The following is a 14093-nucleotide window of genomic DNA, read 5'->3' on the forward strand; positions in this document are numbered from 1 at the left end:
ACGGGCGGCCGCGTCGGCCCAGCTCAGGCCGTCGAGCAGGCCGAGCGACAGGCCCGCGACGAACGAGTCACCCGCGCCGACGGCGCTGACCACCTCGACCGGCACCGTCGGGATCCACCGGACCCCGTCCCCCTCGGCCAGCGCGACGCCCAGCTCGCCGGCGGTGACCGCGGCCCGGCGCGCGCCCAGCTCGACGAGCGTGCTGGCCGCCCGCTCGGCGCGTTCGGCCAGGTCGGGGCCGGAGCTGTGCAGGACGTGCCCGCTGTCGCCGCTGATCGCGGCCTCGGCTTCCTCCAGGTTGGGGGCGACCAGGTCCGGGCCGCTGGCCAGGGCCGCACGCAGCGGGCCGGGCGCGGAGTCGACGATCACCGGCACGCCAGCGGCCCGTGCGGCCGCGACCAGCTCGCCGTACCCGCCGACCGGTGCCGCGGTGGGGAGACTTCCGTTGCACACCAACAGGTCCTGCTCTGGCAGGAGGTCGGTCACGGCCTGGCGGTAGTCGTCCCAGGTGGCCTGGCTGATGGGGGAGCCCGGCTCGTTGAGGACGGTCGTGCGCCGGAAGCGCTCCTCGTGCATGATCACGGCAATCCGCACGTCGCCCGGCATGGGGACCCCGACGACGTCCGCGCCTTCCGCGGCGAGCAGGGAAAGGAGCCGGTCCCGGTCGTTGTCGGCGGCGAGCCCGACGATCGTGGCGGTGTGGCCGAACGCGCGGAGCACCCTGGCGACGTTGACGCCCTTGCCCCCGGCGGTGACCTCGACGTGGCGTGCGCGCAGCACGCTCCCCGGTACCACCTCGGCCACCCGGACGGTCCGGTCGAGGCACAGGTTCGGCGTCGCGATCAGCACCTGTACTCCTTTGTACGGCGACTACCAGGAGGTAATCGATGTCACGAAAACCTAGGTAATCGATGTCACGAACAGGTGCGACCGAGAATGCGCCGCCTGGCGCGATGTGTCAAGGGCGTGTCGGGAACATGTCCTCGAACTGTTGTTCAGCGCTTGTTCAGTGTCAGGGGCGTGCCGAGAAGATGTCGTCGAGCTGTTGTTCGGTGTCCGCGGTGGCGTCGACGACGATGTGCTCGACCACCGGCGGCCGCAGCAGCCCGTCGGTGGCGAAGGTGGCCGGGTCCGCCAGCTTGCCGCCGTCCCGCGCGGCGCCCCGCGAACGCAGCCGGCGCACCAGCTCGTCGGCCGGCAGCCACAACCACACCAGCGCGGGCCGGCCACCCGCCGCGGTGAGGCGGTCCCGGACCTTGTCCCAGGCGGCGGGATCGGCGCGCTCCGCCGTGAACGGCGCGACCAGCACCACCGGGAGCCCGGCACGCAGGTTGTCCTCGGCGGTGGCGAGCACCGCGTCGTACCGGGCGTCGCGGGTGACCGATGCCAGGCGTGGGTCGTCCAGGTCGTGGGTGCCGACGAGGTCTCCGATGACGGCCGTCAGCGCGCTGGTCAGCACGTCCTGGTCGAGGAGGGCCGCTCGCAGCCGGGACGCCGCCGCCCTGGCCAGGGTCGACTTGCCGCTGGCCGGCGGCCCGGTGATCAGCAGAGCGTCCATGCCGGGACGGTAGCCGCATTCCGCAGCGGTCGACATTCGCCCCGGCCTGCACGCCCACCGCCGGCTGTCACTGGTCGATGTCGGTGTTCACCTCTGGGTTGTTCGCGGCCTGGTCTGTGACCTCGTCGGTCTTCCGGTCGACGGGCTCCTCGGTCTTCGGCTGTTTCCCGTCGGTTTGCGTCTGGGGTGCGTTGGGGTCGGGGAGGTTCTCGTCCGGGTCGTTCGCGTCGAGGATTCGTACCCAGGTTCGGAGGAACGAGCGTGGCTTGTCCGCGTTGTCCTTGCGGACCGTCGACACCTTCTGCTCGTTCGGGTCCCCTCTCTCCGGGCCCACGCTGTTCACCCGCCGGCGCGTGGACAAGGTTCTCGGTGTCTCCAGTATCGAGTTCTTTGTCGGGGACAGACGGGGATCGTGCGCGTTGGCCTCGGACTGCGTTCCGGTGACGCGCCAGTTCGGGTTGCTCGCGACCCGGGTCTTCGCGTCCATGACGAACCTGTCCCGGCCGTCCGGACCGGTGTACAGCTCCTGCCAGGCGCGCCTGGCCGTCGCGACGTCGATGTCCTGCGCACTCAGCGGGGGGACCTGTTCATTGAGCCATTTGGACAGTTCGGTGTCGCCGGACTCCGCCATGGAGCCGAGTATCTCGGCGCCGTACATCCATCGGCTGAACTGGTAGCTGTAGAAGACGAAGTTCTCGTAACTCATCGCCTCCTTGTCCAGCGAGTCGTAGGCCGTCGCCGCGGCCGACGCGTCGAAGTTTATCCGCGGCTTGGCGGTCGGCGTCGCGTGCCACACCAGGTCGTCCACCCATGAGACATAGGTGTTCGGGACTTCGCTGATGCCGCCGCGCACGTCCTCGTCGTCGCCGTAGGTGTCCCGGAGCGACCTGCGGGAGTCGTCGAGTGCCTTTCGGAAGGAGTCGGGAAGCAGCCCGGCCTGCCAGTCCCGCCTGGTCTTGCTGGGTTCGGAGAGATCCGCGAACCACTCGGTCGACTCGATCGGGTCCTTGTTGTCGAAGATCAGGTTGACGAAGATGTTGTTTCCTCCGGTGTCCTTGTGGAACCCCGGCATCTCCTCCTGGTTCACGGGCCTGTTCGCGTAGTAGTTCACGTCGATGCCGATCTTGTAGTCGCCGCTCGTGAACCAGTCCTGCTTCCTGATGTAGTCCCACTGCCCGTTCTTGTTCATGAACTTCTCGAGAAAGCTGACGGTCTGCTCGACCTCACCCTTCACCAGTGGCCGGCTTCCGGGAAGCTTCTTGATCTCGCCCTGCTGCCTGTCGTGTGTGTAGTAGACCGTGCAGACCTCGGCGAGGATGTTCTCGCTGGGGGTGGCCTTGAACGTCTTCTTCAGTGCCTCGGCGAGCGTGGGCCACGACCTGTCGTCCGGGCCGAGCAGATCGTCGACCGACCCCGTCTCCATGACCAGCGAGTCCAGTTCGCCCTTGCGGTCGCTCCTGTCGTCCAGGTGGCTCGGCATGGTGTGGCCGAACTGCACCTCGTGTCCGGTGATGACGGCGATGGAGCTTGTCTCCTCGCTCTCGCCGTCCTCGCCGGTCACGTCCGTGGTGCTGGAGGTACCCTCGCCGCCGCGGGTCCCGGTCGGTACCGAGGAGTGGCCGTGCTTGGACTTCTTCGTGCGGAGTTTGGGTGATGCGCTCACGTCGGGTCCTCTTTCATATGCCGCCGATCTTCTTCAGTTCGGCGCTGTCCCTCGGCAGAATTCGCACCCAGGTACGAATGAACGAGCGTGCCACGCCCACGTTCGCCTCACGCGCCTGTTGTACCTCGCCGGTGTCCAGGCTGTTCGCTCTCCGGCGGGTCGAGAGCGAGATGGGCGTCTCCTTTACGGAGTAGCTGCCCTCCAACCGTTCGTCGTACGCGTTCGCCTCACTGTACTGACCAGTGATCAGCCACACCGGGCCGGCGGTTTCGCGTATTTTGGCATCCGCCAGGAATGTGTTCTTGCCGCCTTTGTTCTTGCTGTACAGATCTTGCCAGGCCTGTCGGGCCACCTTGTCGGTGATATCCTGTGCGCTCAGTTCATTGGTGACCAGCCATTTGTGCAGTGCGGTGTCTTCGGCCTCCGCGATCGTGCCGAGTATCTCGACGCCGAGTATGGTGCCGTATTTATCGCTCTGATGGGCGAATCTCTGTTTCGTGGACGCCGAGTTCAGCTGTGCGTACTCGTGCTGCGCGGCGGCCACGGAGAACGGCGTCCTCTTCTCGACGGTCGGAGTCGCGTGCCAGACCAGGTCGTCCACCCATGACACGTAGGTGTTCGGGCCGTCGCTCACGCCGCCCTGCACCGACGTCGTGCTGTCGGACTGGGCCTTCAGGGCCTTGCGCGTCTTGTCCAGCTCGTCGAGGTAGGCCGCTGGCAGCAGGCTCTGCTGCCATGCGGATCTGTCCGCGCTCGGCGGCTCGGCATCCGCGAACCATTCGGTCGACTCGATCGGGTCCTTGTTGTCGAAGATCAGGTTGACGAAGATGTTGTTCCCGCCGGTGTCCTTGTGGAATGCCGGTTGGGCATCCTTGAGGCCGGATCTGTCGGGATAGTAGTTCACATCTATCCCGATGACGAACTCGCCCTTCTGGTACCAGTCCTGGTTCTCGATGTAGCTCCATTGACCGTTGGCGTCCATGAAGTTCTTCAGGAACTCGGCGGTGTCGTCGATTCCGCTGCCGAGACGACCGCCCTCGCGTCCTGGTATGACTTTTGGCTTTTCCCCGTGTGCGTAGTAGGCGTTGAAGAGTTCGGCGTAGTACTGCGCCGGATCCTTCGATTTCTTCTGAATTGGCAGATAGATCTCTTTCATCGTGCTGGCGAGGGCGGGCCAGGTGTTCTTTTGTCCGGTGAGGAGGTCGTTCAGCGATCCTGATCTCATGAGCAGTGGCGCCAGTGGCCGGCTGTTGCCGATGCTCGGCTGAAATTGTTCGATCGGCTGACCGGGGAAGGTGTCTCGTCGGGTGATCTCCTCGGCGTCCGAGCTGCCCTCTTCTTCTTCGGAATCACTCGGTGTGGTGACGAGATGGGTGCTGGCGGCCTTCTGGTACTTGTTGGGTGCGTTTTCGTCGCCGGCGGAGTTGCTCCTCTTCTTCTTGTTGAATTTCCTCTTCTTCGGCTTCTTGTTGGCCTTGCTCGTCTTGTGGGTGGACTCCATACCGGGTCCTTCCTGGTGTGCCGCGCCGGACTAGAAGATCTCGGGGGAGCTCGGGAACGCCGAGACGGTGTTGCCCTTGCTGTCCAGGTAGACCTCGATGTGCTTTGCCGGCGGTTTCCCCCCGGACCCCACCGACGCGCCGCTGAGATAGCCGACCGTGGCGCCGTCCATCGACACCAGGTAGCGGTAGGTGCCGCCCGTGCCCGGTTTGGACGCGACGACGAACTGGTCGTCCGCGTAGATGCTGTCCAGGGCCATCCGGACCCAGTTCTTCACCTGCGTCAGCTTGCCCTGCCAGACACCGTGGTTCGGCTTGTTGGTCGTCGCGGCGAAGTGCGCCGTGTCGTGGTAACCCGTGCCGAAGTTGCCGCGTAGGTTCTTCACCTTGCCGGCGTGCGGGTTCTTCGGTTTCGTGACCGGGAGCGCCGGCGCGGGCGGCGCGGTCCTCACCTCGACGGGCGTGCCCACCAGCGGTTGCGGTGCCGGCGTCTCGTGGTCGGACTCGGACCCGGTCTCGGCCGGTGCCGTGGTGGTCTTCCCGGCTGTGTCGTCCGGGCCGGTGTCGGTCCGGATCTTCTTGCGGCTCGGCACATCGGAGTACTTGCGCTTCTTCTTTCCGGTCTTGACCGCGGTGCTCATCGGTGCCTCTCGTTACTGGGCGCTGGCGCGGTAGGTGATGATCAGGCCGAGGTCGGTGACGGCGGCCTTGTCGCCCTCGAAGACGAGCGTCCAGGCCCCGGTGGTCAGGCCCGGGGTGGCCAGCGGCCTGCCGTCCTCCAGCGCCAGTCGCTTCTCCCCGTTGAGCAGGAAGCGGGCCTCGCCGTCGAAGGACTTCGCGTACTTCGCGTAGATGCCGGTGATCCGCCGGCCGGTGATGCCGGGCAGCAGGTCCGGGCTGATCCGCAGGGTGAGCCGGTCCGCGTCGCCCTCCACGAAGTCGAACCACTCCTGGCCGAAGTCGCTCGCCACCTGGACGTACCGCGCCGACGGGTACGGCCGCAGCATGCCCCGGACCGCCGTCGCGAACGTGTCGCCGCCCTGCTCGGCCGTGTACTTCACGGTGATCGAGACGTCCAGGACGCCGGCGGGCACCCGTCCCGCGGACAGCCGCCACCGCGACACCGCGCCGGTGCCCTCGAACGGCAGGTAGCGGTCGTCGTCGTAACGCAGCTCGAACAGGCCGTTGTTGTCCCGGCCCTCCTCCAGGTCGGACAGCGCGATCTGCTGGCTCGGCCGCCAGTCGCCACGGAGCGTCTCCGGTGGCAGGCCCTTCGGGTCGAGCAGGAACCTGACCGCCTTCGGGTCCGCCGACAGCACGGTCTTGTTGTCCAGCTGGGTGAGCGTGGCGTTGATCCCGACCGGCCCGTTCTCGGTGACGAACTCGACGCTGACCGTGCGGATCCGCCGCCGGTAGTGCCCCGGGAAGTCGCGGTCGAACAGCTCCTCGGTCAGCGCGAACTCGCACCGGCCCGAGTCCCGGAACGCCAGCAGCGCCAGCGCGTCGAGCTGGAGCAGGGAGACCCGCTTGGTGATCTCCAGACCGCGGCTGTCGCCCGTGACGTAGGCCTGCCCGAGCCGGTCTAGGTCCAGTGCCAGCGCGTCGGCCGCGAGCAGCCCACCCTGCCGGCTCTCCCAGTACGTCGGCTGGATGAACGTCGTGCCGTTCGTGCCGCGCTCGAACTGGTAGGCCTTCTCCGCGGTGCGGGCCAGCTCGTAGGCCAGGTTGTAGGTCTGGAAGTACAACCCGGACAACCGCCCGACCATCCAGCCGTACAGCTGCGCCCCGGCGAACTTGCCGGTGAGGAAGTCGCTGACCTCGCTGAGGTTCGCGACCTCCTGGTCGAGGATCTCCAGCTCCTTGTTCGCTGTCGCGACCTGCAGCCTGGCGACGTTCACCTGGTGGTCGAGCTGCGTGACCTCGGTCTTCGCCATGGACAGCTGCACGGTCCAGTCCTGCACCTGGCGGTCCTGCTCGACCTGGATGCCGAGCACCTCGCCGATCATGCTGAACCCCTCGGCCAGCGTGGCCGACACGTCGGCGGCGATGTTGAGGCTGTCGCCCAGTTCCATGCCGCCGTAGGAGGTGCCGATGATGAACGGACCGGCGTAGAACTGCGGGGCGGCCTTCGCGAACACCGCGCCGATCTTCAACCCGCCGGCCAGGATGTGCCCGGCGGCCCCGATCGACATCATCGACAGCTGTGCCTTCTGTGTCGGGGACATGCCGTCGTCGATCAGCTTCTTGTAGTGGTCGACCCGGTCCTGCGCGCCCTTCAACGCCGCCTGCATGTCGGCGAGCCCCTCGTTGGCGATCTGGATCTGGTTCTTCTTGATGTCGCGGGTCAGCCCCTGGATCGCGGCCTCCTGCCGGTTCTGCATCAGCGCGAGCAACTCGCCGTCCCGGCGTTCGAACACCGACAGCAGGTCGCCCGCGAGCTGCTTGAGCCGGTCGACCAGCATCTGGGCCTTCATGTGCACGACCGAGAACCGGTACGCCGGGACCGGCGCGGCCAGTGCCGTGGTGAGCGCGTCGAGCGCCGCGCCCTTGGCCATGCCCTTGACGAGGGCCATCACGTCGGCCGGCGGCTCGAACAGCGGCAGCGGCCGGCTGATGCCCAGGATGTCCAGCGAGGCCCGGATCTTGGTGAGCCGGTCCTCCACCCGGGTCCAGTACTCCAGGAACGCGCTGTTGTCCGGCACGTGGAAGTACGAGTTCGCGACGCCGGCGTGCACCGCGCCGGTGCCCTCCAGCAGTGCCCCGTTCGCGGTCAGGTGCGCGACCGCCGAGCCGGGTACCACATCCTCGTCGCCGTCGAGCTGGTCGTAGGTCGCGGCCGCCGGCAGCGCCCGCGGTCCGAGGTCGTACGGCCGCTGGCCGAGCAGGTCGTAGGCGTAGATGTAGAGCATCCGCGCCTCGTCGATGCTCTCCCCGGTGTACTGCCGGAAGAGCATGTCGCCCCAGCCGAGCAGGTTGTCGATGTAGGCCATGACGACGGTGCGGCGGTAGGCCGCGGGCCGCAGCGCCGCGATCCGGTGCGGGTCGAACGGGTCGTCGCGGTAGGCCGCCATCAGGCTGGTGCGGTCGCCCATCAGCTTGTACTGCCGGTCGAGCAACGCGATCAGCTCGACCCGTTCCAGCAGGCTCCGCCTGGCCTCGGACTCGGGCAGCGCCCTGAGGCTCGTCCTGGCCTTGTCGAGGTCCTTCCCGGCGTCGGTCGTCCCGGTGGCGATGCCGTACAGGTAGTCCGTCTCGGGCCCGGTCAGCTCGCGGGCCGGCAGGAACGCCGGCGCCATCGGCTCGATCGCGGCGAGAATCCCGGTGAGCGACCGCTCGACGGTCTTGTTGTTCAGCGCCAGCAGGTCCGCGCGGCAGCCGGCGACCAGCGCGTCGACGTCGACCGCGAGGAACGGCAGGAAGCGCCAGTAGCGCTCGAGCCGGGTCGGGTCGAAGACGTACTCGTACCAACGCTTCGCGTCGTCGAACCGCTGGGCCGCGGCCAGCGCGCCGGCGATCAGCATCGGGGCGTGGAAGAAGATCTCCCAGTAGTAGAGCCCGTTGGAGCTGTCGAAGTCGAGGTGCGAGCCGACCGGGACGCCCGCCTTCGCGGTCCGCTCCAGCACCCTGATGGTGGTGGCGTCGGACGTGCTCACACTGAACGCCGGCAGCTCGTCCAGCTCCTGGGTGTCCGGCGCGAGCAGCGCGTCGATGCCGCCGACGAGGAGCCGCCTGTTCAGCTCGTACGCGGTGCTCGACGTCAGCCGGATGACCTGGTGGGGCAGCGCGGAGATCTCGTACGGCAGCGGCACCGCGTCGGTCACCGGGAAGGCGGAGTACCTGGCGCCCATGAAGAAGTACAGGGAGTTCCCGGTCTCCAGCACACCGTCGAAGCCCGTCGGGAAGTCCACCGGCAGGCCACGCCAGTTGTCCTTGATGGACAGCAGGGCCAGCTTGGTGTCCAGCTCCTTGCCGGCGGCGAGCGTCGCGTACTGGTCGCCGCTGAACACGTAGCGGCGCCCGTCGCGTTTGAAGACGGCGTCGACCGGCTGGCCGAGCGTCTTCGGGTAGCCGGCGTCGGCGTAGTCGCGGAACGTCGGGTTCGCCGCCGTCCCGCCCAGGGTGAACCGGACGAACTCGTCGCCGCTGACCAGGAACAGCGCCTTGTCGGTGACGTATGCGGCGTCGACGCGGCCGGTCCGCCCGATCGCGGTGGAGACCAGTCCGAGGTCCTTGGTCGGCCGTGGCGAGTCGTCGACGCGCGGCGCCTTGACGACGTAGGTGCCCGCCTTGTTGTCGAACGAGATGACGGCATCGCCGAACCTGACGAACGGACCGGCCGCACCGCCGGTGGGCGGCACCGGTTTCGGCAGGTCCGGTGGCATCGCCGAGAGCTTCTTCGGGTAGCCGCCCTCCAGCACGCCGAGGGTCTGGTAGCGGTAGTACTCGTTGCCGGAGAACAGGTAGAGCCTGTTCTCGTGCACCGTGGCCGCGTCGACCACGCCGGTGCGGAGCAGGTTGGTGTCGACCTTGCCGAAGCGGTCGGCGGTGCTCAGCTTGGTCCGCCCCGGCGGGGACGCCGGCTCGGTCTTCGGCCCCGTGAGGTACTTGCCCACGCTGTTGTCGAAGAAGTAGCGCGAGTCGCCGAGCTCGAACGCGGCCTCGACCGGGTTCCAAGTGGTGGGCAGGAAGACGGTGTTGTCGCTCAGCGGCAGCAGCGCCGCCGGCGTGACCGGTGCGGCGACCGGGCGGCACAGGAAGCTGCCGCCCTTGTGGTCGACGGCCGACCACGGCAGGTCCACCGAGTCGACGGGTGCGTTGAACGGCACGACCGCGGCCGCGTCGATCGGCGTCGGCTCCGCGAAGATCGCGGTCAGGTCGGTGTCCCGCGGCGGCGGCAGGATTCCCTTGGCCGGCAGGGGATACAGCTCTGGGGTGAGGGTGAACGCCGCCGTGGCGCCGACGCCGTCGACCTGGTAGGTGCACTGCACCACGATCGAGTCGTGGTCGTTGGCACCGACCTTCCGCGAGGCCTGGACGTAGAGTTTGGGTGTGCTGAAGGTCCCGGCCCGGTCCTTGTCGACGGCGAGGAGCTGTGCCGGCACCCACTCCTGGTTCAGGTTCTGGAACGAGTAGTAGATCTTGACCTGGGACTTCGTCGGCGGCGCGGTGACCGCCTGCCCGCCGCCGTCCTTCGGCGTGGTCGTGATCGTCGTCGTGGACGCGTCCTCCGGCGTGACGGGCTCGACGACCGGCCAGAAGACGAACACCCGGCCGAAGGCGTGCACCGGGTCGACCCGGTCGGCGGTGATCTGCGCGTCCACCTTGACCCACGGTGCCCAGGACGCGGACAGCTTCTCGCCGTCGCGGAACGTGGCGCTCCGGAAGTAGTACCGGCGCGGCTCGGTTCTCGTCCGTCCGAAGAGGACCAGCTTGCGCACGTTCGGCGGCGCGTCGTCCTCGGTGTAGACGTAGCCGCCGGCGATCGCCAGGCGCGAGACCTCGGTGTACTCGTCGAGGTAACGCTTGTAGGCGGCCTGGACGGCGTCCGCGGTGATCTCGTGCTGCAGCAGGTCGTCCTCCAGCGCGGCGAACGCCGGGGTCTTCGTCGTGCGCAGCTCGGGGCGGAGGTAGTTCTCCGGGTAGAGGAAGACCTTCCGGTTCGCCTCCCAGACGCGGTAGTTGCGCATCCACGCCCACCAGGTCCTGATCCTGGCCTTGACCTCGTCGGAGTCGGCGCCGGCCGGCAGCCGGACCTCCTCCAGGTCGAGCAGGTAGCGGTGCAGGAACAGCTGCGTGGCCGCGATGGCCTCACGCACCAGGGAGGTGGTGCCGACCGGACCCATGTCGACGTCGATCAGGTACTGCTCGAACAGGTCCCGGGACGTGCCGTGCACGGGGGTGATGGCGGCGACCAGCGCGTCGCGCCGGAGCACGTTCAGCTCGTTGTGGAGCTGCGCGTCGAGTGTCGGCCACTGCGCCGTGCCGGTCGCCTGCTCCAGCATCGTGTACAGGGCGGTGACGGCGGATGCGGGGTCGGGCGTGCCGTAGAGCCTGGCCCACACCTCGTCGTGGATCCGGGACGGGCCGGCACCCATCCTGCGTGCGGTGCCGAACACGCTGACCAGTTTGAGCAGGAGCTCGATCTCGAAGACCTTCTCCTCCGGCGTGTTCTCGACCAGCAACCCGCTGTTGCGGCGGGCCCAGCGCAGCTCCTCGACGTCCCAGCCGAACAGCTCGCCGAGACGCTGGTAGGGGTCCGCGGCACCCTCGGTGAACAGCGCGGCCAGACCGTCCGGGTGGGACCGGGCCAGCTCGACGAAGCGCACGATCGTGTGCAGGTCAGCCAGGCGGTAGTCGGACGTGCCCCACCAGCGGTGCGCGAACTCCTGCGGGAACGTGCGGTCCACCCGGTCGTAGGGGCCGGAGTAACGGACGTACCGCTCGCCCTTGGTCAGGTAGGTGCGGCCCTCGAAGACGAACGCGCCGTCCGGGCCTTCCTCGAAGTCCGGCGCCAGGTCTCCCCAGTCGTCCCGCACCGTGCGGGGGTAACCCGGGTCGACGTACTCCAGCGGGCCGTCGCCCGAGTAGCGGACGTACTGGTCGCCCGCGAACGCGTACAGCTCCCCGGTGGGCGCCACGAACGCCGCGGCGGGACCGGCCTCGGTGAACGCGTTGCGGACCTTCCCGAACGTGCCGTTGACCGGTTCCGGGGCGCCGCCACGCACGAACTCCTTGCCCCGGAACAGATACGTCCGCCCGTCGGGGGAGCGGAAGGCCGCGTCCACGCCGTCGGCGAACTCGGCCGGCAGGTCCGCGATCCCCAGCTCGGCCGGGAGCTGGTCGAGCGGCCGCGGGTAGCCGTCGTCGACGTAGGTGTAGTCGGCGCCGGAGTACCGGACGTACTGGTCGCCGGCGAACAGGTAGGTGCGGCGGTCGGCCACCAGGGCCGCGTCCACCTTCCCGGACTCCTCGATGGTGTTGCGTGGCCGGCCGATGCCCGCCAGCGTGTAGGTGCCGGAGAGCTTCGGCGAGACCGTGTGGCAGACCCCGCCGACGATCAGGTGGATGGTGCGCTCGTTGCCGATGACCGCGTCGACCGGCTGGTCCAGCGCGTCGTCGAACGTGTCCGGCAGGTTGGTGAACGGCTCCTCCGCGCGGAGGTTGCCGGCCGTCTTCTTCGGGTAGCCGGGATCGATCGCGCGGTAGCGGGGACCGGTGTAGCGGACGTAGCGGTCGCCCGAGAACAGGAAGGTGTACTGCCCCCACACGAAGGCGGCGTCGACGGTGCCGCCCTCGGTGGCGAACGGGTTGGGGGACAGGCCCCACCGGTCGCGGGTCGGGGTGAGCGGGCCGAAGCCGCCGTCGGCGAAGCGGGCGAACGTGTCGTCGAAGAAGAAGTAGGTCGCGCCGTCCAGCGCGGTGAACGCGGTGTGCAGGCCGTCCGGGGCGTCCAGGCCCTGGCCGAACCCGGGGAAGAGGCGCTCGATCGGGCGCCGCACCGACCACGAACTGGTCTTCGCGTTGTGGGAGACGCATTCGAGACCGTTGAGCAGGGTGATGGTGTCGCCGTCGACGATGACCGCGCCGGGGAACGGGAAACCGTCCGGTGCGCAGAAGAAGCCGTCGTCCACGAGTGCCGGGTAGCCCTCGTCCGGCTCGCGGTAGTCGGTGCCCGAGTACACCAGGTACCGCAGCATGTTGTCCTCGTCCGGGTACTCGAAGACGTAGGTCTTCTCGCCCTGGACGTAGGCCAGCGCCACACTGGTGAGCCCGCCCCAGTGGTCCGCGATGGGCCGCGGGTCACCGTCGATCGTGGTGCCCGTGTCGGGGTAGACCACGAACTGGTCGTCGCTGAACAGGTAGGTCCTGCCGTCACGGCCGACGAACGCGGCGTCCACCCGGCCCTGCTCGTAGATGGTGTTGCGTGGCCGGCCCCACTCCTGCGTGAGCGGGTAGGCGCGGCCCAGCTGCGTGTTGAAGCACTCGGTGCCCGCGAACAGGTAGGTGTTCCCGTCGGCGCCCATCAGCACGGAGCTGAGCCCGGTCTGGAACTTCGCCGGGACGGTACGCAGGGTCCTCGGACGGAACGGCGTGGCGGACGAGCCACCGCGCCCTTCGAGCGCTGAGCGCCTCGTCCAGTTCGCGCCGCTGGTCATCACGATGCTGCCGTTCTCGATGAACGCGCACGCGACGTCGCCGAGGTCCAGGTCGTCGTAGCGCCGGTACGGGACGGCGGAGGCGACGTGGCATTCCTTGCCGCTGAACAGGTAGGTGGTGCGTCGGTCGGCGAACGCGGCGTCCACCCTGTCCACGGTGGACGTCAGCGCGGTCAGGCCCGGCTCGGTGTGCAGGGTCGGGAGCAGGCGCGGGTAGCCGAGCTGGACGTGGCCGTAGTCGGCGTCGAGGTAGCGGACGTACTGGTCGCCGGAGAACAGGTAGGTGTAGGTGCGGGTGGCGTCGACGCCGTCGATCTTCTCCGTGACCTCGGTGACCAGCGCGGCGTCGACCAGGCCGGTGCGCTCGATGTTGTTGCGCACGTTGTCCCAGTAGCCGGCGATGGTGGCCGGGTAGCCGTCGTCGACCTCGGTGTAGTCCGCAGTGGAGTAACGCACGTACTCGCCGCCGGAGAACAGGTAGGTGCGCCCGTCCTGGCCGACGAAGGCGGCGTCGATGGGGGTGTGGGTGGTGGTGTCGGCGCGGTCGAACAACGCGCTGTGCCAGTGCTCGTCCAGGTCCATCGGCTCGGACCACCAGCGGTGCCGGGCGTCGAAGCGGACGAACTGGCTGCCGGCGAACAGGTAGGTGTTGTTGTCGCGGCCGGTGAACACGGCGTCGACCGGGCCGAGCGCCATGCCGTCCGGCATGTTCCACCAGTTGTCCGACAGCGGCTTGGGGAAGCCGGCGTCGGGCTTGCGGTAGTCGTTGGTGCCGTAGCGGACGTAGCAGCGCGAGCCGTCGCCGAAGACCTTGGTACGCAGGCCTTCGACCCGGACGGTGAGGGTCATGCCCTCCTTGGTGGTGAGCGTCCACCCGGGAGCGGCGCCGGCGATTCCGGTCGGGGTCAGGCCGTGCTCGGCGAAGCGGTTGCGCAGCCGCGGGGTGAGCAGGCCATCGGCCAGGTCGGCACGCAGCTCGTCGGTCAGGTCGAACAGCAGGCCGCCGGTGCCGAACAGGTAGGTGCTGCCGTCCATGGTGAACGCCGCGTCCACAGTGGACAGACCGGCCCAGTCGGCGTCGATCGCCCTCGGGTAGCCGGGGTCGACGACCGTGTAGTCGGCGCCCGTGTACCGCAGGTAGGTGCCGCCGCTGAAGAGGTACGTGCGGCCGTCCATGCCGGCGAGCGCGGCGTCGACCCTGCCGGTCGGCAGGGCGG

General features: G+C 68.5%; 6 protein-coding genes. All 6 read right to left on the reverse strand.

Annotated features, from left to right (window positions below; translation table 11 throughout):
* The coding region (locus tag VET29_RS25210; protein ID WP_324924725.1) for a 1-phosphofructokinase family hexose kinase at positions 1 to 849 on the reverse strand (849 nt) is incomplete at its 3' end.
* Positions 850 to 1012: 163 nt separating this feature from the next.
* Positions 1013 to 1558, reverse strand: a complete 546-nt coding sequence (locus VET29_RS25215; protein WP_324924727.1) for an AAA family ATPase — start codon at positions 1556 to 1558, stop codon at positions 1013 to 1015.
* A 67-nt stretch (positions 1559 to 1625) separates the two neighbouring features.
* Positions 1626 to 3221 carry a hypothetical protein gene (locus tag VET29_RS25220; protein ID WP_324924729.1) on the reverse strand — a complete coding sequence of 532 codons (1596 nt, stop codon included), beginning with the start codon at positions 3219 to 3221 and terminating at the stop codon, positions 1626 to 1628.
* Positions 3222 to 3234: 13 nt separating this feature from the next.
* Positions 3235 to 4722: a hypothetical protein gene (locus VET29_RS25225; RefSeq protein WP_324924731.1), complete on the reverse strand. Its 1488-nt coding sequence runs from the start codon at positions 4720 to 4722 to the stop codon at positions 3235 to 3237.
* A 30-nt stretch (positions 4723 to 4752) separates the two neighbouring features.
* Positions 4753 to 5361: a hypothetical protein gene (locus VET29_RS25230; protein ID WP_324924733.1), complete on the reverse strand. Its 609-nt coding sequence runs from the start codon at positions 5359 to 5361 to the stop codon at positions 4753 to 4755.
* A gap of 12 nt (positions 5362 to 5373) precedes the next feature.
* Positions 5374 to 14088, reverse strand: coding sequence for a hemopexin repeat-containing protein (locus tag VET29_RS25235; RefSeq protein ID WP_324924735.1), 8715 nt, complete (start codon positions 14086 to 14088; stop codon positions 5374 to 5376).
* Between the last annotated feature and the right edge of the window lie 5 nt (positions 14089 to 14093).

Source organism: Actinophytocola sp. (assembly GCF_035634895.1).
Classification (GTDB): Bacteria; Actinomycetota; Actinomycetes; order Mycobacteriales; family Pseudonocardiaceae; genus Actinophytocola.

Coding starts and splice junctions, on each gene's coding strand:
- VET29_RS25230 (WP_324924733.1), bottom strand. CDS start 5,361: ATGAGCACCGCGGTCAAGACCGGAAAGAAGAAGCGCAAGTACTCCGAT.
- VET29_RS25225 (WP_324924731.1), bottom strand. CDS start 4,722: ATGGAGTCCACCCACAAGACGAGCAAGGCCAACAAGAAGCCGAAGAAG.
- VET29_RS25215 (WP_324924727.1), bottom strand. CDS start 1,558: ATGGACGCTCTGCTGATCACCGGGCCGCCGGCCAGCGGCAAGTCGACC.